Origin of the sequence: Enterococcus sp. C63 (genome assembly GCF_040887215.1) — a bacterium.
Lineage (GTDB): Bacteria > Bacillota > Bacilli > Lactobacillales > Enterococcaceae > Enterococcus_B > Enterococcus_B hirae.
Map to the genome: position 1 here is coordinate 93,556 of NZ_JBFOFI010000010.1, position 20,692 is coordinate 114,247.

At 32.2% G+C, this 20,692-nt stretch carries 15 protein-coding genes and 6 pseudogenes; 2 read left to right on the forward strand and 19 right to left on the reverse strand.

The window, feature by feature from the left end; all coding sequences use genetic code 11:
• Nucleotides 1-22: 22 nt before the first annotated feature.
• The 16 genes and pseudogenes from AB3H90_RS13510 to AB3H90_RS13585 form a co-directional block, all read right to left on the reverse strand.
• Entirely contained in the window at nt 23-226 is a 204-nt protein-coding gene (locus tag AB3H90_RS13510) for a DNA helicase UvrA (protein WP_368016865.1), read from the reverse strand.
• A gap of 159 nt (nt 227-385) precedes the next feature.
• Nucleotides 386-961, reverse strand: coding sequence for a recombinase family protein (locus tag AB3H90_RS13515; RefSeq protein ID WP_368016866.1), 576 nt, complete (start codon nt 959-961; stop codon nt 386-388).
• A gap of 15 nt (nt 962-976) precedes the next feature.
• Entirely contained in the window at nt 977-1,582 is a 606-nt protein-coding gene (gene fic / locus AB3H90_RS13520) for a protein adenylyltransferase Fic (protein ID WP_128427684.1), read from the reverse strand.
• A gap of 732 nt (nt 1,583-2,314) precedes the next feature.
• Nucleotides 2,315-2,506: a transposase gene (locus AB3H90_RS13525; RefSeq protein WP_081129207.1), complete on the reverse strand. Its 192-nt coding sequence runs from the start codon at nt 2,504-2,506 to the stop codon at nt 2,315-2,317.
• A gap of 248 nt (nt 2,507-2,754) precedes the next feature.
• Nucleotides 2,755-3,120, reverse strand: a complete 366-nt coding sequence (locus tag AB3H90_RS13530; RefSeq protein ID WP_164885448.1) for a transposase — start codon at nt 3,118-3,120, stop codon at nt 2,755-2,757.
• Between the two features lie 296 nt (nt 3,121-3,416).
• Nucleotides 3,417-3,881: a hypothetical protein gene (locus tag AB3H90_RS13535; protein ID WP_081129210.1), complete on the reverse strand. Its 465-nt coding sequence runs from the start codon at nt 3,879-3,881 to the stop codon at nt 3,417-3,419.
• Between the two features lie 359 nt (nt 3,882-4,240).
• The gene (locus AB3H90_RS13540; protein ID WP_226062823.1) at nt 4,241-4,843 is read right to left on the reverse strand and encodes a DUF3862 domain-containing protein; all 603 of its coding nucleotides are present in this window, start codon (nt 4,841-4,843) and stop codon (nt 4,241-4,243) included.
• A 313-nt stretch (nt 4,844-5,156) separates the two neighbouring features.
• A pseudogene (locus AB3H90_RS13545) lies at nt 5,157-5,737 on the reverse strand (RNA-guided endonuclease TnpB family protein); the annotation flags it as partial.
• A gap of 127 nt (nt 5,738-5,864) precedes the next feature.
• Nucleotides 5,865-7,259: a glutamate decarboxylase gene (locus tag AB3H90_RS13550; protein ID WP_128427772.1), complete on the reverse strand. Its 1,395-nt coding sequence runs from the start codon at nt 7,257-7,259 to the stop codon at nt 5,865-5,867.
• A gap of 30 nt (nt 7,260-7,289) precedes the next feature.
• Nucleotides 7,290-8,702, reverse strand: coding sequence for an amino acid permease (locus AB3H90_RS13555; RefSeq protein ID WP_197725943.1), 1,413 nt, complete (start codon nt 8,700-8,702; stop codon nt 7,290-7,292).
• 384 nt (nt 8,703-9,086) lie between these two features.
• Nucleotides 9,087-10,265: pseudogene (locus AB3H90_RS13560) on the reverse strand (IS256-like element ISEfm2 family transposase).
• Between the two features lie 156 nt (nt 10,266-10,421).
• Nucleotides 10,422-10,529 (reverse strand): annotated as a pseudogene (locus tag AB3H90_RS13565) (RNA-guided endonuclease TnpB family protein); the annotation flags it as partial.
• A gap of 206 nt (nt 10,530-10,735) precedes the next feature.
• Nucleotides 10,736-11,094: pseudogene (locus AB3H90_RS13570) on the reverse strand (RNA-guided endonuclease TnpB family protein); the annotation flags it as partial.
• Nucleotides 11,095-11,602: 508 nt separating this feature from the next.
• Nucleotides 11,603-11,797, reverse strand: coding sequence for an acyl-CoA dehydrogenase family protein (locus tag AB3H90_RS13575; protein WP_081129216.1), 195 nt, complete (start codon nt 11,795-11,797; stop codon nt 11,603-11,605).
• A 260-nt stretch (nt 11,798-12,057) separates the two neighbouring features.
• Nucleotides 12,058-12,343: pseudogene (locus AB3H90_RS13580) on the reverse strand (IS3 family transposase); the annotation flags it as partial.
• Nucleotides 12,344-12,513: 170 nt separating this feature from the next.
• Nucleotides 12,514-12,888: a hypothetical protein gene (locus AB3H90_RS13585; protein ID WP_368016867.1), complete on the reverse strand. Its 375-nt coding sequence runs from the start codon at nt 12,886-12,888 to the stop codon at nt 12,514-12,516.
• 312 nt (nt 12,889-13,200) lie between these two features.
• On the opposite strand from AB3H90_RS13585, the gene AB3H90_RS13590 reads away from it, so the two are divergent.
• Together AB3H90_RS13590 and AB3H90_RS13595 are read left to right on the forward strand one after the other, a co-directional pair.
• Nucleotides 13,201-14,559: a hypothetical protein gene (locus AB3H90_RS13590; RefSeq protein ID WP_081129219.1), complete on the forward strand. Its 1,359-nt coding sequence runs from the start codon at nt 13,201-13,203 to the stop codon at nt 14,557-14,559.
• 141 nt (nt 14,560-14,700) lie between these two features.
• Nucleotides 14,701-15,195, forward strand: a pseudogene (locus tag AB3H90_RS13595) (transposase); the annotation flags it as partial.
• Here the strand turns inward: AB3H90_RS13595 and AB3H90_RS13600 are convergent.
• From AB3H90_RS13600 to AB3H90_RS13610, 3 genes are all read right to left on the reverse strand, one after another.
• Nucleotides 15,185-15,481 carry a hypothetical protein gene (locus tag AB3H90_RS13600; RefSeq protein ID WP_081125806.1) on the reverse strand — a complete coding sequence of 99 codons (297 nt, stop codon included), beginning with the start codon at nt 15,479-15,481 and terminating at the stop codon, nt 15,185-15,187. The pseudogene AB3H90_RS13595 and the gene AB3H90_RS13600 sit on opposite strands and share 11 nt — an antisense overlap.
• Entirely contained in the window at nt 15,478-15,663 is a 186-nt protein-coding gene (locus AB3H90_RS13605; RefSeq protein ID WP_081129220.1) for a TetR/AcrR family transcriptional regulator, read from the reverse strand. Before AB3H90_RS13605 ends, AB3H90_RS13600 begins: the two co-directional genes overlap by 4 nt.
• A 64-nt stretch (nt 15,664-15,727) precedes the next feature.
• Nucleotides 15,728-20,692: ZmpA/ZmpB/ZmpC family metallo-endopeptidase (locus AB3H90_RS13610; RefSeq protein ID WP_368016868.1), on the reverse strand; the 4,965-nt coding region annotated here is incomplete at its 5' end.

The following is a 20,692-nucleotide window of genomic DNA, read 5'->3' on the forward strand; positions in this document are numbered from 1 at the left end:
TATTTGTCTGACTTTCATAGACCTACTTATTTTTTTCGTTTAGCAATTGGAAGTCTTGGTCAATGAATTGGTAACAATTCCCACAATTTTTACAATGATATTGTTTCGTTTGAGTATTTTGCTGAATCAACTCACCACAAGCACAATAGATCGATACAGCTGTTCTTCTTTCTAATCCGTATAATGGACGTCCCCAAAAAGTATAGCCTAATTGTTGTTCTTTCATTTTCTTCGATTCTCCCTAAAAATATCTCTATTCGTAGCTAATATGACGCTTTGTTCGACCAATGATATTTCTTAATGAGCGAACTTGACCTTAGAATGTTCGTATAAACAACGATTCATTTAAATTGAAAGAGATTTTTATATTCATTTTATCAATCTTCTAATCACTGCCTTCTATTTGTTTCTTAATTCTAAAAAGTGTACTACAACTGAACCCCGTTATGGCTTCCACTTCTTTGTACGATTTACCGGAAGTAATCAATTCATATGCGTGCCTCTTCTTTGGTGTGATTGTTGCTTTCGGACGTCCCTCTTTAAAATTAGGATTATTCTTTTTCGCAAACAATTTTCCTTCCTGAGTACGTTCTACAATCATATCACGTTCCATTTCAGCTACACTCAACAACGTGCGTGTAACCATTCGACCCATTGACGTATTTTCGATCGTTCCTAGATTCAATACCTTAATCGTGACGTTATCATCGAGTAAAGGTTCAATGATCTCTAGTACTTCTCTTGTATTACGGGCGAATCGATCAAGTTTCGTAACAACGATTTCGTCTCCAGGCTTCAGACCAGCTAACAGCTGATTAAACTTCGGTCGATCTCGTTTCGTACCTGTAAATTTTTCAGAAAAAATATTCTTCTTCTCAACACCGTTCTCAAGCAGCTGTTGGATCTGCTCCTTTTTACTTTGAGAAGCAGTTGAGACACGTGCATAGCCATATTTTGTCATTTAACCCACCTGCTCTTACAAATCATCTATCGTATACTCAGAGTATCCTTCATAAAAATAGCTGACATCGATTCCTTTCATATATAACTCGCGATCGTCGATTTGATCAGTCAGGGCATTGGAAATTAGATACCGTATCTCCAAATCGTTTATGGGACTTCGCTCCATTGCAGAAAGATAGTCTGTTTTATCGATCAAGTTCCAGTCAACAACTTTTTGCAATTCTTCCTTTAAAATGAGATCTAGCCAAATTCTAGTACTTCGTCCATTCCCTTCACGAAAAGGGTGAGCGATATTCATCTCCACGTATTTATTAATAATCTCTTCAAAAGAAGTTTGTGGCATTTGATCAATATGCTTTAACGAATGTTCCAGGTACATGACCGGTGCGAAACGAAAATTTCCTTTTGCGACATTGGCCGTCCGAATTTTTCCTGCAAAATCATAAATCTCTGAAAAGAGAAAATCATGAATTTCAGATAAGCCTTTAAACGTACCGACTTCGATTTCATTTATTTTTCCAGAATCGTATAATTCTTTTGCTTTTTGCTTACTGATTTTCTCTTCAGCTTTGGCCAACTCAACTTGATTGGTCAAACCCAATTTATTCTCTAAAATCATGGAAAATCCCCTTAACTTTTTGACATAAGTTTATGAAACACTACAAATCCTATTATACCGCGAATTTAATCATATATCAAAAACTATTAAGTTTCTAACACATCCCTTTTATTTTTATTGCTAAACTTCAATCTCATTTGCTAATTTAAGTTTCTAACAGCTAAACAGAAAGCCCAACAGGTTATACCCTGTTGGGCCGAGTATAATTATCTAGAATATTTACTCCAATGACTTTCTGGAAATAAATATACAAAGTAGGCTTCAATTCACAATATATACAATTTTTAAGTAAAGGGGTCACTGGACATAGCCATCAAGCTAAGGCAAAATATAAGGATACATTATAGTTTTATTTAAAGAATTTCTCGGACTTTGTCACATTTTCTAAAAAAAGCATACACTAAATAAGCTTCATGACTTTTAAATTTTTTTACCTGATAAAGGGACTAAGGATATCCATACTTGTCTTTTTTGTCCCTCTTCGAGACTTCAAAGCGTTTCTTTTTAACAGATTAAAAATACGGTCTAATAAGTTTTCAATCGCTATAAGGTCACCCCTGAAAGCCTGACAGAAATCTGGTAGATAGTGTATTAACACATGCATGGTTTTTGATTCACTTAACTCTTTCTTTTGCTTTTCGTACAATAGTTTTCTCATCTTGTACATCGTTGTCATCGTCAGCCATAGGGCAATCAATTTGCTATAGATATGGCATTTTAATCGGTGACTATTTATTTTTTTATTTTATTAATTTTGAAGACCGATTTCCAAACTTTAAAAAGAAGTTCTATCTGCCAGCGTAAGGAATATACCTCATGTACCATGTCCATTGGGACATGGACTACCGGACAATTCGTGATATAAATATTTAACCGCTTGATTTTCTTGCTGCGATCACTTAGTGGTTTGCGCTTTTTACCAATTTTTCTATCTGTTGTTGTCGATGTTTTAGTTCTTTATTTGTTAAACAACGAATGATTGCTCGAGCCCCAAGGTAGTGTCCTTTGCCGCAATAGACTTCTGGAAATTTAATTGTTTCTCCTGGTTGTAAAGTATCAACGAATCCTTCTAAAGAAAGCGGTAAATATTGACTGTGCTTTTTCTGTTTACTTGCTTTTTTAAAAGACTCTGGATTAGGATTTTTTACAAATAAACGAGTGGTTGTCTTTACTCAGGTGATATAAAAACCTCCAGCAGCTTGAATTGATTGGTATTCACTCAAATCAAAGTAACCTAAGTCTCGAATACACAAATCTCCAGGAATTATTTTTGCTAGATGTGTATCACTAAACTGTTTGTCACCTTCTCGTTCTGCGCCTAGGTAGTTTTCCAAAATTCGACCGCTGATCAAGTCATACTCCAATTGAATTTTAGCTCCCACAGTATGTCTGGTTCCACCAGAACCTGGGAATTCATCGACAAACGACGAATCTAAAATAAATGCGGTAGAATCGATAATCCGTATGCGTTTAAAAACAGAATCCTCATTCAATAATGTGGTTTCTTTCGAGGCATCTGTTTGGATCAACTGCTTCAAAAACTGCTCAAGAAAAGAAACGGTCCGTTCATTAAAGCGTTCATGTAAGCCCTGCGGGCTGATACTGATCTATCCTTGTTTTTCTAAGTAGACCGACAAATCAACCAGTGTTTCTTTAGCGATTGAATTGACAAAGAAAACACACGTTGAGAAAAAATCGTCCCCTTGGACCTTACTCCATCGTTGGCAGAACCCTGTTTCATAAGCTAACTAGTTGATCCTGTTTCGATCAATTATTCGATAAAATATTTCAGCGAGTGCCTGAAAAGAGCTATCTTGGCTCCTGCTTTTTTTACTTACCATTTATAAGGATCCAGTTCGACTGACGGATCATTCCTTTTCAAGAACAACTGTCGGTAGCGCTCTACTATGGCTTGTTCCTCTTGTAAGTACAGTGCATCATCTGCGTTAGTTTGGGCAATCCCGTCAATGCCTATACTGCCAAATCGGACGTTCTCACCAAGTGGATTTGTCTTTTGGAGGAGCGTCTCAAGCTGTTGCGAACAATGATCGACTGCAGGTAAAATTCGACTATTCTGTTGAAGGATTTCTATTTCCATCGACAATAGTTCCTGGTGAACGACTTGATCAAGTTTCTTCCGGATTTTCCGAATTAATTTTACTTCACATGTCTGAATATCATACGCACAAACTGATTTAGAAGCAAAGGATTCCAAATAGAGAAGACAATGCCCTAGAGCGTCATGTACCCCTTTGGGAAATTCATATTCAGCGCTAACAAGTTCAATAGGTGGATTCATAAAAGCACACGTCCTTTTAGATAATTGTATCAATTCTACAAGAAAGCGCAATCTTTTCTTCTGTCTGGGGGTACCAATTGCCTCTTAGCTTGATCGCTATGTCCAATGTCCCCGAAACCGTTAGGTTTAGCTAAGTGCTGAGTAGTTCACTTCTTTAGTGATAACCATTTTTTCCATGACAAAAACACCTCCAAATTTATTTTACTAAATTTGAGGTGCTCTTTTTTATTGTATCTAATGTCAGTTCTCATCAATGAATATCTGAAATATCTCTTTTTAAACTGTTTGGGCAATTCATCATAGATAGCTTTCAGTGTTTTAATTAAACTTTCTATTAAACTTGGCTATTTAAAATTGGCTTACACTAATCCAACTTCATTTTTAGAAGTAGCAATATCATTCGTAAATGTGATGACAAAATAAGATCCTAATGGTCCAGTAGTATTTGTTTCCCACGTCAATGTTTGAATATTTTCACCATTTGAATTTTTATATTCCGCAATAGCATTCGGTTTGCCAAATTTTTTAATAGCTTTTTCCTTTGATAAATCCTTATTCATTTGAATTTCTCCAAATACTTTAGAAGAAACTACTTTTTCTTTATCATAAGAAACATATAATCCAGATACTGATTTTTCGACAACATTGTTGTTTTCTGTACCAACAGTTAACTTAGCACCTAATTCTCCGTTCTTACTACTTCCCCAAGTATAAATGGTTTCAGAATTTCCCGAATGATCTGTAGAAGATTCCGTATATAACGGAGAACCTAATATTTTATTTACATTCTCCAAACCTGTTCCTATTGTTAATTTATCATATACTGATTTTACTTCTTGAGCAGATTTCTTTTCTGTTGTTATAATTTCTGTTGTTTCTTTCTTTTCATCATTTTTAGCGATAGTCATTGACCCAATACAAATAAAGATTACCGTAATGACTCCTATAATAATATAGATCATTTTTTTCAAAATACTTCCTCCTATTTTAAATGACTAAAAAATTATAAATAATTAAAAGCTCAGTTCCTAGATTTTTAAAAATTAATTTAATTTCTAAAAAAATTTAAAATTTTTTCTAGGCTTATACTATTAGACTACAGGGGATTGGTGACTACAGTGAACTACTCATCTCATCACTCAGCTAAACCTATCGGTTTTTAAAACTTGAAATGAGAGATTCTTGGGAAAACAGCATACTTGATAGCTTATTTTTTCACTAGCAATGGTGTCTCTTATTTACCAATCTCTACTCCTACGGTTCTTCATTTTATCTATCCTGATTTTTGATGATTTCTGTATTCAACTTATTCAGAAAATCGGTACGTTGCTTCATTACTTTTTCGTATAATCGAACTACTATGCATTTCTATTTTTAGCTTCAAAAAGATTGACACCTTTATTTTTAGCCAATAACGTACGTCTAGCAATTTATGTTGTTCATGTTTTAGTTTCTTTTCCATTTTTGATGTGAATTTATTGTTATCAATCTTTTGATCATTTGAAAGAATGGCAACGTCAATAATACATAAGTAAATATTAATTGCATAATTGTTTTTTTAACTCAACAACTTCTTCTTCACGCAGCAACGAAACAAAGTATTTGCCACTTGAATGACGTGAGATTGTGATCAAACCTTTAGATTATCTATAAAGCTTAATTTTAACTAAAAACTTCAATTTAGAAACTTTGACGTATTTATTATCAATCAAAACAATTGTTCCATTCTGATTGTTGATTGTGCAACTTTGAACCATTTTTTTCTTTTGAACGACGACATATTCATCACGGAAAAAATTATTGAACGCCTTGTCTAGATTAATTTTTGTATTCGCTAAAACAAGACTATCCACTTTTCCTTAAATTCCAGTGTGTATTTCCTCAAAAAAAGCATCCCTCTAAATTAGATTTTTAGTCTAACTTTTGGGGTGCACTTCACTTAAACAATTTAAAGGAGGTAAATAATAACTTATCTGTTGAAATTTAGTGGGAAAATCCATAAGTAATATCAGGGGATTCTTTCCGTATAGATCTTTGATTTAAGTAATCAATACCAGTCTTCATATCTTGAATTAAATCTATGGCCATTTGCATACTTAAGTCTGCTCGACAAACAAAACGTTGGATATTAATATTTGATAGATTATCAGGTAACGGATAAGTAGGGACTTGCCACCCCTTCATTGCAAATTGATCGGTTAGATCATATAAATTCCAAGAGATAGAAACATCTTTCTTCAATTTATAGCAAATAATTGGTAATTGTGAACCGTCATTATAAATATCAAAATAACCCATTTTATCAATTTCTTTTGCTAAATATTTTGCTACATCACTGGTTTTTTTATGAATTGATCGATAACCTTCAAACCCATTACGGATAAATGTGTAATATTGTCCTATTATCTGACTTGCACTTCTTGAGAAATTGATTGCCATTGTTGGCATTTCTCCTCCAAGATAACTAACTTTGAAGACTAATTCCTCTGGTAAAAAATCTTTTTCTTTCCAGATAACCCAACCAACACCAGGATATACCAATCCATATTTATGTCCAGAAGTGCTAATTGAACGTACATTTTTCAAACGGAAATCCCATTCAAGTTCTGGTTCCATAAATGGTACAAATAATCCACCACTGGCAGCATCTACATGAATATATACCTTGTAGTCAGTCTGTTTGTTATATTCCTCTATTTTTTTATCTAATGCCTTTATATCGTCATATTTTCCTGTATAAGTGATTCCTAAGATACCTACTACGCCAATCGTATATTCATCAAAATAATCGGTTACAGTGTCTATATTGATACTCCCATGTTCTTCATCAATCGGGATTGTGCGCATTTCAATATCCCAATAAACACAGAATTTTTCCCAAACGACTTGATATGCAGAAGAAATTACTAAGTTAGGTTTTTGTTTATTGATATCTAAACCAAGTTTTTTTACACGATTACGCCATGCAAATTTTAATGCTAATCCCCCCAACATACAAGCTTCACTCGAACCTACAGTCGAGGTACCTATAAAATCAGATTCATCTGGAACATTCCATAAGTCAGCAATGATGTTAACACACCGATTTTCGATCTCTGCTGTACGTGGATATTCAGTTTTATCTATTGCATTTTTGTCCAATGTTTCACACATGATTTTTGCAGCTTCTGGTTCCATGTATGTTTGACAAAATGTAGCGAGATTTTGTCTTGACACACCTTCATCAATTAATTGATCTTTTACCAATTGATAAGCATCTCGAGGAATCAGCGAGCCTTTTGGCAGTTTATACATAGGAATCGCTTCGTCCATCGCTTCATTTCCGAAAATAGGTTCCAAATATTGTGCTTCATGTCTATTTTTTTTACTGAATAACATTTTTCTCTCCTCCTAAAAAGCACTGATTTCTTAGATTTTTCTGTTATTTCCTTTTTCATCAAATGTTTTATAAATCCCAAAAGGGATAACTAAAATAATTAACCAGCTAATAATTAAGATAGCTAAATACGTTCCTCCTTTACCATAACCGATATCGTTAGGTGGAAAAAACGATATAAAGAATGCAAAAACTGAAACAAGTAATCCTATAATTGCTACACCAATTTTTACTTTCTTTCCACCAGGAATTTGGTATGATCTTGCTAAATCTTCCTTTTCTTTCACTAATTTGATGTAAGAAATAAATAAAAGAACATAAGCTACAAGATAAATACATACTGTCAAAGCCATTGCAACAAAGAACGAAAGATTAGCTCCCCCTCCTCCTAATGTTAGTACAACTGCCCAGATAGAAACGATTATTCCTTGAATTAATACGATATTGGTAGGTACATTATATTTATTAACTTTTGCCATTTGTTTTGGTAGCAGTCCATTTTCAGCTGCTTCAAGCATAGCAGTCGACGGGCCAACTACCCATGTGGCAATTTCAGCAACAACACCTAAACAAATAATGACTGCAATGATACGAATAAGTACTGCTCCTCCACCAAAATGGTGAATTAAATAAGAATACGCTTGGATTACTCCTGTATCCAGTGATAACTGGTCTTGTGGGATTGTTGCAGCAACTGTAGCACCACCCAATGTATCTAAAATAATTGTCGAAATTACTAATATCAAAATAGCCTTAGGATAATTTTTCCCAGGATTCTCCATATCTTTCACATGACTAGCAGACGACTCAACCCCTGCATATGCTAAAATAAATGAAACAAAAACCACTAACGTATTTACTTTAGTAAAATCTGGAAGCCAAGCATCTGCCCCAAAAGAAACTTTTACTGGATTTCCCTGCATAATATAAAGAATACTTAAAACAAAGAGAAGTATTCCAGTCGCTAATATTCCGACAAAAAAACCTAATTTTGCAATTTTAGCAGTATTTTTTGTCCCAGCAAATTGTGAAATTGTTATTAACCAAAAAATTACTAATGTTCCAATCAATTTTAACCAAACATTCGTATTTAAAGCTGGCCAATTAAGTGCATAAGATAGTGCTCCTATAATAAAGTAAATCATTGTGATAAAACCTACTGTAATTTGGAACCATTGGAAGAAAATAGCAGCAAATCCCCATTTTCTTCCTAAAGTTTTTGAGACCCACGTATAAAGTCCACCTTTTTCCCATCCTTTCACAGTAGCCATTTCCGCAGAACAAAGTGCCACAGGAATAAACCAAAGAAAGCCCCCAACTAGTAAATAAAAAACTAGATTCATCTTTGATGTTGCAAATGTCGGATACTCATAAACTGTCATGACCATTGAGGCAGTTATAGCAAAAAAGCTCATCAAAGATAGTTTTTTTGTACTTCTATCCATTGTTTTTCCTCCTTATTATTTAATAAACTCATAACTGTGAAATTTCAATTTTTTTCACTATTATGAAATCTCCAAACAATGTTAAAATTACTCACGTTCTTTATTTCTCTCTCTTAAATATTGTTGTGTTTGTAAAAAAACAAAAAGAACAGTATAGTTGTCTTAACGATTAAATAATAAATTATTAAAAAAAGAAATTTATATATCAAATACGAAAAAAGTAGTAAAACTTTTTTTACTTAGCAGGAAAGTAAGACTGGATTTTTAACATGTAGGTAAAATAATACATATTATATTTTTACGATTTAAAAGTACTCCACTAAAAGTCAAATGGGAGCGTCAATAATTTTGTGTAAATAACTCGTCCTTCTGCAAAATAATGGGTTACTCAGTAAACATTGAAGCTAATGTATCCCTCACTTGTTGGAAGCCTTTATGGCTTCTATTTAAGAATTTTTGATTGTATGTATCAAAGATGGATACTAGGAAACGCTCTAGTGATTCTTCATTTTGAAACTGCTCTTTTCTGCGGCTGTATTTCTTGATTTGTTTATTGAAAGATTCGATTAAATTAGTTGAGTAAATGCTTCGGCGGATACTAGGCGGAAACTCATAAAAAATCAATAAATCTTGATTTTTTATCAGTGACTGCGTCACTTTAGGATAAGTTTTCTACCACTTCTCAATCATACTCCCTAAAAAGGTATTTGCCTATTCCTTTGAGCTAGCTTGATAAACAGCCTTAAAATCATCACAGATTTCTTTTCGATCTTTGACACGTACTTTATGAGCAATATTACGGGAAACGTGAACACAGCAATGTTGGTATTTAGCTTTAGGATAAATCTGGTGAATCGTATCTTTCATGCCTTTTAAGCCATCAGTAATAAACAGTAAGACATCATGAACCCCTCTGGAGTAAATGTCCTGTAACAACTCATTCCAAACGTAGGTCGATTCAGTCGGGGCAATTGCATAACTTAGTACTTCTTTAGTGCCGTCTTCTCGTATACCAATGGCAATATAGATTGCTTCTTTGGAGACGGTTTGCCGTTTTAAAGGAATATAAGTAGCATCCATGAAAATAGCGACATACTTATCATTTAGAGTTCTAACTTTAAATGCATTTACTTCTTCAGTCAGCACTTTAGTCATGTTGGACATGGTTTGGGGCGTGTAGTGATGCCCATACATTTTCTCAATCAAGTCTGCGATTTCCGACATGGTAATACCTTTTCGGAAGAGGTGAATGACGGTCTCCTCTAAGGTATCATTCGTCCGTCTATAAGCAGGAACAGTCTGTTGCTTGAACTCGCCGTTGCGGTCGCGCGGAATCTGGATATGAAGTTCCCCATACTCGGTCTTGACCGTACGGTCATAGGAGCCGTTACGAGAATTACCCGTGTTAAAACCAATGCGATCGTACTTTTCGTAATCGAGGAAAGCCGTTAACTCCGTTTTGAGAAGCGTATTGACAGCTTTTTCCAAATGGACACGGAATAATTCATTCAAATCGCCTTTGTTCGCTAGAGTCTTTAGAATTTCTGTAGTAAAATCGTTCATATGGAAGTCCTCTTTTCTGTGAATGTGTTGTGGTAACTCTATTCTACAGAAGGGACTTCCTTTTTTCTATTTACACAAAATATTTTACACTCTCAGTCAAATAAAGAATAGATTATCTAATTTATTTTTTTTATTATTAATTGTATATTTTAACTAATTTTTGAAATGAGGAAATCCAATAGATTTATTACAAAAGAAATTGTTATATGCCTTATCTAAAATTAGTTAGATATTAACCACGAAAATATTTTCTTTCAAAAATGGAATTTATTTATGTAAGGGTAGGAAATATCATTTGTGAATTACTGACCACTTAGCTAAAGCTAGCGATTTTTAATGCTTGAAGTGGAATCTTCTTGGAAAAAGAGCATACTTGATAGATTATTTTTGTCACTAATAGCGATGTCTTGTATTTACCATACCCCCATAGTTCCTACAGTTCTTTATTGGATCTGTGCTAATTGTTTTAGTCATAGACCTTCGTTCAGAATATTGATACTTGCATTGATATCTCGGTCATGATGAGCATAACAAATAGGACAAATCCATTCTCGAATTTCGAGAGATTTCTTGCCGTCTTTATGTCCGTATTTTGAGCAAATTTGACTAACCAGAAAATATTTATCAACTTTGATAATTTCCGCTCCATACCAATTAGTCTTTCATTGTAAATTAGTCACAAAACTTAACCAAGAAACATCAGAAATACTTTTCGCTAATTTATGATTACGAAACATACCTTGTGTATTTAAGTCTTCCATACAAATAATATCGTGGTTTTTAATAACTTATTTAGAAAATCAGTACGCTGACTCATTACTTTCTCATATGACATGAAAAAACTCTTTTCGATCTGATGAGCGGTTGGTAGCCACTCACTAGTATATCGAAAGGAGTTTTTTATCGCTAAAGCTACTTCTTCCACGCATAGAAACACGCGGGTTTCTTGTTTCGCACGCTTTGTGCACGAAACTAATTACAGTCATTAAGAAAAAAAAGTCCGATTTTGAAATTAACCATCAAAATATGATTTTAAGTTACAAAAACCAAAGTAGATGCCAAAACGTTCAGTTTCATCTGGCGTAAAGTGACAAATAGTTATGAATCTACTGTGGATAAGCAATCAAACGAATTCTATCAGATCCTTTATAAAAAAATCTTTCCTTATTTAAAAGAAGAAAAGAGAAGAAAAAAACAAAGCCTTGTTAAATATATTCCATTCCCACCAACCATTTCTCTTACCAATGAAACTTTTTTTAATCTTAATGCATTTTATCTAAAGTAGAGCTTTCTTCTATAAATTTAAAATTTATCTTTTTCTTGTAATTCTGCCAATCTTATAAATTATCTTGTATAATAGCTAATTTTTCTCGAACTAATTGAAATGCAGCAAACTTTTTTCCAAATTGATTGCGCTCTTTAACATAAGCCAAAGCTACTTCTAATAAACCTGCTAGCATTCCTATTGCTACATGCGCAATATCAGCTCGTGTATCTCTTAGAATTCTAGAAACATATTTAAAGCCATTAATATGCTTCTAATCTTGCTTCATCACTTACTTCTACATTATTTAAATAGATATGACCATTTTGAACTACTCTGAGAGCAATCTTTCCTTCAGTATTTCCTGGAATAATAAAACATTTAATTTATTATCTGATGTATCTTTCACAAATACAAGGTTAATATCTGCAGTAGCAGCTCCTCCAATCCATCGTTTTTCTTCGTTAATAATCATGTATTACCGTTTCTTTGAGCAGAAGTAGACAAAAGTAGACAAACTTCCATAAATAAATTAAGATTGTTCATGTTAAGTGTGTTGGCAACTTCACGATAGGATAGCTCACTTGTTTGATATAACTCTAATCTTATTCAGCTTAAATTGAACAGAATATTTTTTATTTTGACACTTTCTTACTAGGCTCTCTTCACCAAATTCTTGATAGATATTGATCAAGTGCTTAACTTGTGACAAAGCCTTAACGGAATACTTCTTTGGCATATAATCACTTCCGCCTTTACCATCCAAATAATCACAAATCATCTTTAATCTAAGCTCAAAAGGATATTTATCCATAAAAAATACCTCCTCAAAAAAATCTAATTTTTTTTTGGGGGTACAAATGCAAGTCTTTTTTATTAAAGTCAGATTCCATGCAGTACTAAATTCAAATTACCTTAATGTTTAATTACCAAAAAATACATTGATATTTAGATAAGCTAAATTAAGTATACAAAAGGATAAAACTAAATTACCGAAAAATATAGTGAATGATTGACAATATCATTTACATCCATTTCACAAAATTCCTTCATAAAAACAGTATAGTCTTCCTTTGAGCATTTCAAAATCATTGCTTCAGAAAAATCTTCATCGTGCTGAACAGTATCTACAAATGATAACAGAATTTGTAATTGTGCATCTAGTCCTAATACTTCTGCATGTATACGAAAAAAATTACTTGGTTCAACATTGTAAATTTTTTCTTTAATTGATTCACATAGAATCTTCATTCTCTTAGAGATTAAAGGATATTTTTGAGAAAATAATTTATTATTATACTTTTCTTCAAAATATCGAAAATATTCATTTTCTTTCAAAAAAACAGAATAATTCTTCATAATTCTCTCCTCACAATTTCAATATTTCTGTATTATTTCTTTATCATATAATCAATAAAACTTAAAATACTCATTGACTAATCTTACATTCGCTACACGATATTAATCACTTCACTTTTCCTATTGAAGATTATTTACTTAATATAAGTCACAGAAAAAATATCATATGATCAATAAAAATTCAATATGCACACTTTTTTTAAAAATTTAATTTCAAAAGATAAAATAATAAAAAATAAATCTTTTTATTGTAATATATTAATATAATTTAACTAAAAATATGAGCATATACGACATTGGAGGAGAATATTTATGATAAAAGAGTATATTGAAAAAGACATAATCAGAAAGACAGAAACTTTAAAATATTTTTTCTATTTTACTGAAATAAATCTGAATATACTTGAAATACCTTTCACTATAGATACATTTAAAAGAGATTTTAGTTTTATTTGCAATACGTGTAGCAAGTATATCAATCAAATCTATCACAAAGGTCCAATATATAGAATATATTTTAAAAAAGATACAGAATATTTTGATGTGGCAGAACTAATCTATAGGGATTCAATTTTTTTGAAGCTCTGTACTTTAAAATTAAAAAACATTGAATACAGTTACTATGATATAGCTGACTCAGAATATATTTCATTAACAAAGGCTTATCATCTAAAAAAAAGAGTTAATGCTTATTTTGAAAATAGAAAAGCTATTAAAAGTGAACTATACTACCGCTATTCTTTTCTTGAAATTTTATTAAGGATTGAAGTACCTTTTAATATATCTATATATGATAATATTGAAATACCATTTAATATAAAAATGAATAAATTAGAAAAGCGCTTATTTCTGGGAGGTATCTATTTAGCTATAGAACGACATGAAAATAATCCTATTTTTATTAGCGATAAATACTTAAAGTTTCTTAAATCCAGTTTAATGTTTTTGGAAATAAAACGTATTATATCAACTATAGGTATTGAGTTAGATGATCATGAAATCGCTTTTTTATCCATTGTATTTAGAATGATCTCATTTAATGTAAACAATTATGTTTTATTTGAAAAAGACCATCTTTTATTGATGAATAAAATGATTGAAACCAATCCTCAAATACCTGATTTATTAATTTCTTTAGATATAAATCTTAAAGTTAACAATATCAATGATACAATAATACAAAGCTCTATTTTAAGATTTATAACTCCACTATTTTTCTCAGAGCAGGAATTCCTTCTATCCAGCCCTATCTATCAGAAAAATACTCATGAAATATTTCTAAATAAATTTCTAAATATTACTAATAACTGGATAAAGAGTTTTAGTGACAAAGAATTTAAATTTTCTAAAGAAGAACTAAATAGAATTAGCATAGAAATTATATCCATAATCAATCAGAAGAAACAAATGATTATAGTAGTCTCTAAAAATATAAATATATATTTAATCTATAGAAAAAAAATCCAAGAGTACCTACTATCTTCTAATAGAATTTTACTAGATAATATATATTATTCATTGGAGGATATTCCTTTACAATTTAAGAATAACATTATAATTTGTGATGAGAGATTGAAAAATAATAATACGATTTTTCCAAATATATACTATATATCTTATACAAATATAGATAATAATTTTAAAGAAATCTTGATTGATTTAAATAGATAAAATAAACTTCTTTAAAATTATTTTTATTAATCTAAAATAGAAAAGTAAAAACCCCTAGAATGGCTCGCAATTCGCTAGCCCCTTAAATGATGTGCCCCCCTTTTAATTAGACTAGAAATCTAATTAAAAGGGGGGTTTTTTTTGCAGATATATACATTTGATTTTAAGAAAAAAGTAGTTTCAGATTATTTAAATAACAAAAACGGATACAAATATCTTGCACATAAATATCAAATAAATCGTACACTGGTTAGACATTGGATAAGGATTTATAACTATCATGGTTGGAGGTGGCAAAAGCTACACTACAAAATTTAAAATTGATGTTATAGAATATATGGAAACAAATGGTCTTTCTATCCAAGAAACCGCAAAAAAATTTAATATCGGTTTAAATAGAACTCTAAGTAAATGGATAGAGCAATATGAAGAAGGCGGTGCTTCTTCACTTGAGAGCCAAAAAAGAAGCAGAAAAATTAGTATGAATTCCAAGCTAAATATTCCTAAAAAAACTTAAAGACGAGTCTCTTGAAGAAGAAGTTATTTGTTTAAGAGCAGAGAACGCATATTAAAAAAGTTAGAAACCTTGATTCAAGAACAAGATTAGAGCAAGAAGAAATCAAGGTTAAAACAATCTTTTATAATACTGATCAATATATTTAATCGGAATACTATAGATATAACTTCCATTAAATATTTTTATTCGTTCATGAAATTCTTCAATCATTATCCGATACAATTGATCATAAAACGCATGTGTACTGTTCTTAGACGTTAAGCCAGATAAAATCAATCGATGTTCACCTACGTAAGTAGCAACATAAAAGAAAGCTTCATTAGAGTATAAAATAGTTTCTAAGTTTTTGGAAAATTGAGTAGATTTCAATAGAGTTTGACGATCTTTAATAGATGCTTCTTTCATTTTTGCAGGTGTCTATCAACGATAAATAAAATAAATTCATGTTTATCCTTAAAATAAAGATAAAACGTTCTTCTCGAAACTTTAGCGTTATAAGCTAACTCACTAATTGTAATAGATTCAAAAGATTTTCTAGTCAACAAAGTAGTTAAAGATGTTTCTAGTCTTTTAGTAATCTGCTTCATACGTATTTCCCCTATAAAAAATAGTTAAATGTACCATTCCCTAAAAAGGAAATGGTACATTCTTTTATTTGAAAATAGATTCTTTAAAATCATTCGTTAATAAATGATAGCTCTGCATGATCTTAGCTTTCAAATCATCCATATATCTTGGATTTTGATTCTTTTTAATTAATACCAAGTCATACTCCAAAGCTTCCATAAATAACGCTTGTAAATCAGTATAGTTATTAATTACACGCGTCAAGTTATTCCATTGCACGGTAATCGATTTAATTTTATTTTTCTTATCGCTCCGTTCCTTAAACATAGCTTTCTTGAATTCCTCATAATTATTATATTGACCATTAAATATCTTCTTAATGATAAATACATCAGAGAATGTTTCTCCTTGTCTTTGAGCATCTTGTTTATATTGGTTAGATACATATGGTACAAACCCATCTGTCCAACCTTTTGCAGCTAACAATTCATAAGCTGTTTTTCTAAAGACGATTCCTCCAGAAGCACCATTACTATTTTGTAATGCAGAGTAGATTGGCGCATACATTGAAATTTCATAATATGCGTTATTTCCAACAGAAGCTCCGCCATAATAACGTCTAGATACTACGCTATAATCAATTAAATCATCGACAGTTTTTAGATTCATTTTTTCCCATTCTTCTGCGGTAAATTCCACAACTTTATCTGTGCCATTTTCAAAAGTAAGCTTACGATATAGATATTTAAGCTCGTCTTTCGATTTTTGCAAAGTGACATCGGCTTCTACATAATCCAACAAATACGTAACATCAAATACACCATGCATATACTCATACAAATCTTGAGCACTTTCAAAAATGGACGGACTATAGTTTTGAGAACGTAAACTGTCTTCAGGCCATTCATAGACCATATTTAATCCATAAACAGAAGAATCTTTTGTATATGGTGATTGTAATAAGCCCATCGCAAAGTTTTCTGCATATTCTCCATCACGGCGACCGTACCCATTGAAGTAAATTCCTCCATCAAAGTTATGCGTCATTTCGTGTGTCAATGTAGAAGTGCCATAATCACCTACAGATCCATCTACAACAAAATGTACTAAATTACCATTCGCATACGCACCACTTCCGTTAGGATCATACCACTTTCCAATAGCCCCAAAAAACTCCACCATTGCAGGAACACTGGTATCATATCTTCCAACCCAACGACGATAATATGGCCATCCTTTTGTCTGATCAATGATCCAATAACCATCCCAAACTGGAATATCTCGTGTATAGAGCTGGCTTTTTACTTTCTCGTCCACAATCCGATACCAAGTATCATAGTAACCTGCCCATAAATCACCATAATGAGCCAATGTTTTTTCAAATTCTTTTACCTTTTCCGCATACTCTTCTGGTGTTTTCTTCAACGCTTCATCGATATAGCGTTCATATAAACCAAAAGTAATTGTCGACATATTCGTTACTATAAATACATTATTCGAAGTTAAATTCAATAATGGTAAGATAAAGTTACGATATTCTGTACGATTTTTCCCTTTTAACCGAGGATAGATCTTTACTTCTGCATCCGGTACTTCTTTTGAGGGTGCCTCATATACAAAGGCTTTTGTAGCTCCTTTAAACCAGTCATTTTCATCCATTTCAGGTACAAATAACTTACGATTATAATCCAAGTAATCGATCAAATTCGTTTTTCCAGTTACCGTTGAGAATTGTGTCCCAAAAGTACTGTAGTTATTTTTAACTTGCAGGCTTTCATAACTCATATTTCCGAAAGAAATCAACCAATCTAAGTTATCAACCATAGAACCATAAAAATCGGTCCGATACATCGCCAACTCTTTCGTATTCACATCACCATAATTAATATTATAGAGCCGATTGACATATGTTAATCCTAAAAGTAAGTTTTGAGCTTGATCTTTTAATTTAGTAAGCAAGTATTTAGAAATACCCTCTGAATTCATATCAACAACTGTACTATTCACCAAGATCGAACGTAATTCTTGATTCAGGTTCTTTTTGATTGCATCAAAGGATTCCCATAAATACATATCTCTTAATTTATTATATTTCGACTCTTGAAGATCTTTTTCTGCTTGTGTACGCAATTCTTGTTCTTTTTCTGAAGTTAATTCAGTATCTGGATTATTTTTCTTATAATTAGCAACTGCTTGATCTTGTGCTTTTTGTACTTCATCCTCTGTCCACATGAACCCAAATTTTTGAAGCATATCTATAGATAGAAATTCTATTCCATCAAAAGTTGTTTTTAATTGATTCAATAGAGAGTCGAAATTATTTTGGAATTGCATTGGTGTATAGATGAGACTATCTCCTAATTGAAACTCCACTAATTTCGTATTCTTAAAGCTAGATTCATTAGATAAGGCTAACCACTCTACCGTACCATCTGAATAGTGGATCAGTAGTTGATTGATATCGGATAATTGTTCAAACACATCTGTAATCACTTGGTGATCTTTCGCTGGTGTCACAGATAACACTGACGTAGTATAGAGTTTACTACTTGTATCTACTAAATTCCCGTAACGTAATACCGTATATCGATCATATAAAGGAATAAGTTTTTCCACATTTCGATAAGCAGTTTCTCGCTCTTTTTGATAACCAGATAAATGGCTATAATCAGTCATAGTCGCAGCTTGAGTTAATTCAACTATCTTTATTCCCCATTGAGCAATCAGCTCTTTCGCATGTTCCTCAGATATATCAGTAGATTTAGCATAACTTTTTCCTTCGGCTGCTCCTTGAACATAATAGATGTTCGTAAATGGAGCATACGTATATCCTGTATCCCCATGAATCATATTCCCATTTGAAACAGATACAGAGCTAATAACGTTTTCCATTTTACCATTATACCAAGAACTACCGATAATTCCCCCAATAAATCCTGCAGAGCCATTATTGACAATACTACCTGATACATAGGAATTTTTAATCCAGGTATCACTATAGCTTTGTCCAACTAGTCCACCTAACTTATTGTCATTTCGATATGCAGAGACAATCATATCAACATTTGCATAGCTTCGTTCAATCACGGATTGACCATTTAGTATTCCTACTAAACCACCAATGAAATAATTTTCGCTACTTGTCAGAATCAATGATCCTGAGAAAGAACTATCTAGTAACTTCGAAGAATTGTTCATTGTATATATTAAACCACCAGCATTTATTGGAACACGAATAGTTCCTTCTGCATGAACATTTTGGATTGTCGCATGGTCTGCAGTTTTTGCTAATGATCCAACTCCAGTTTGATTTCCGGTTATAGATACATCAACTAAATGAATATTTTTAACTGTACCATTATTAATAGCATTGAATAATGGTTTATTCAGATTATAAATCGTATAAACTTTTCCAGCTTCACTTTCTAGTGTTCCAGCAAAGGCTTCTGTGATATAACTATCTCCGTTTGCTACTACTTCAGAAGCAGAAAGATCTGCCCCAATTATAAATGTACCATCTGGGGTACTATTAATTGCTTTCACTAAATCGCTAAATGTTGTATACACGCCTTGTTTCTGTGTGATTTTATTGATATAAAACGCATAGTTTTCAGTAAAATCATTCGTGGTTGAGTCATAGGTAACCAATTCCGGATAGGAAAGAGTTACTTTATATTTTGCTTCCCCATTTTCAGTGACTTCTTGAATCTCATGAACCGGTAATAGAATATCTTTATTGTTTGTTGAATCGATTTGAACGATATAATTGGATAAATCTTGTGGTACTTCTTTTAATCCAATAATATTCTTCAAAGAGCCATTATCATTAACTTTGAAGAGCTTTAATGTATTGAAATTAGTGATTTCTAGTTTCTTAGGCACTAATTCGATCGTTTCTTTTTCTTGTTGATTATTGGTAATTGCTTGTTGATTAATTCTATACGTGTAAATTGTCTCTAAAGTATATGGAGTATTATAAGCAAGGTTATTTAGTACTACTAAATGTGTTTTTAAATCAACAGCTTGTTCTACTTTTAAAGACTGATTTTGATATACTTTTACTTGAATTGATTGTAACGTATCATCTATATCTGTCACCTTATAATGAATAGTGGCTGTTTTTTGATCAACATTTTTATCAATAGAAGCCAATTTAACTACAGGAACTTCTTCTTTTTTCTTCAATTGATCAATGGCTTGTTGTAACTTAGAGGCTGCTTTATCTACTTCTTCTTGTGTTGCTTGTGAATTTTTCATTACCCCTTCTGCCTTTTGCAGACTTGTACTAAATGGTGCCCAACTATCTGTAGTATAAGAAGCTGCTTCATAGCCTTTTACTTGATCTATAAGCTTTTGTAGTTCCTCTTTATTTACTACCTTTACTTTTAGCTGTTGAATGCTTTGTTGTAATTCCGTAACCGCTTGATTGACTTCTTCTTGCGTTGCTTGCGCATTTTTCATTACTCCTTCTGCCTTTTGCAGACTTGCACTAAGTGAGGACCAACTATCAGTAGTATACGACTCTTGTTTATATCCTTTTGCTTGATTGATCAGCTGTTGTAAGTTCTCCTTATTCACTACTTTTGTTTTTAACTGTTGGATACTTTCATTTAGTTTAACAACAGATTGATCTATCTCTTCTTGCGTTGCAGCTTCATTTTCAACTACTGTTTCTGAGTTAGCTAGTTGTTCCGTAAATACCTTCCAAGTATCAGCAGTATATTGGTTTTCTTGATAGGTTTTTGCTTCTTGAATCAATTGTTCTAAGGCACTTCGGTCTACTGCTTTCACTTTCGTCCCACGTAAAATTACTCTTTTTACTGGTTCTTTAGTGACTACTCGACTGATTTCTTTTTTGTCGATTTGGGTTCCAGAAGCATCATAAGTAATTCGATACGTAATCGTTTGACTACCCTTTTCTCCTTCTACTTGTACTTTCATTTCCCCTAAATCTAAACTTGGATCATCAATAGTTTCAGTTTGATAAGGAATTTCTTCTGTCACGACTTCTTCTTTTTCTGTCGTAGTACTGTTTGGCTTAGTGCCTCG

Bases quoted from the DNA above. Each gene is read 5' to 3' on its own strand.
- AB3H90_RS13510 (WP_368016865.1), bottom strand. From the start codon at position 226: ATGAAAGAACAACAATTAGGCTATACTTTTTGGGGACGTCCATTATAC.
- AB3H90_RS13515 (WP_368016866.1), bottom strand. From the start codon at position 961: ATGACAAAATATGGCTATGCACGTGTCTCAACTGCTTCTCAAAGTAAA.
- fic (WP_128427684.1), bottom strand. From the start codon at position 1,582: ATGATTTTAGAGAATAAATTGGGTTTGACCAATCAAGTTGAGTTGGCC.
- AB3H90_RS13535 (WP_081129210.1), bottom strand. From the start codon at position 3,881: ATGAATCCACCTATTGAACTTGTTAGCGCTGAATATGAATTTCCCAAA.
- AB3H90_RS13540 (WP_226062823.1), bottom strand. From the start codon at position 4,843: ATGATCTATATTATTATAGGAGTCATTACGGTAATCTTTATTTGTATT.
- AB3H90_RS13550 (WP_128427772.1), bottom strand. From the start codon at position 7,259: ATGTTATTCAGTAAAAAAAATAGACATGAAGCACAATATTTGGAACCT.
- AB3H90_RS13555 (WP_197725943.1), bottom strand. From the start codon at position 8,702: ATGGATAGAAGTACAAAAAAACTATCTTTGATGAGCTTTTTTGCTATA.
- AB3H90_RS13585 (WP_368016867.1), bottom strand. From the start codon at position 12,888: ATGAAGAATTATTCTGTTTTTTTGAAAGAAAATGAATATTTTCGATAT.
- AB3H90_RS13590 (WP_081129219.1), top strand. From the start codon at position 13,201: ATGATAAAAGAGTATATTGAAAAAGACATAATCAGAAAGACAGAAACT.
- AB3H90_RS13600 (WP_081125806.1), bottom strand. From the start codon at position 15,481: ATGAAAGAAGCATCTATTAAAGATCGTCAAACTCTATTGAAATCTACT.
- AB3H90_RS13605 (WP_081129220.1), bottom strand. From the start codon at position 15,663: ATGAAGCAGATTACTAAAAGACTAGAAACATCTTTAACTACTTTGTTG.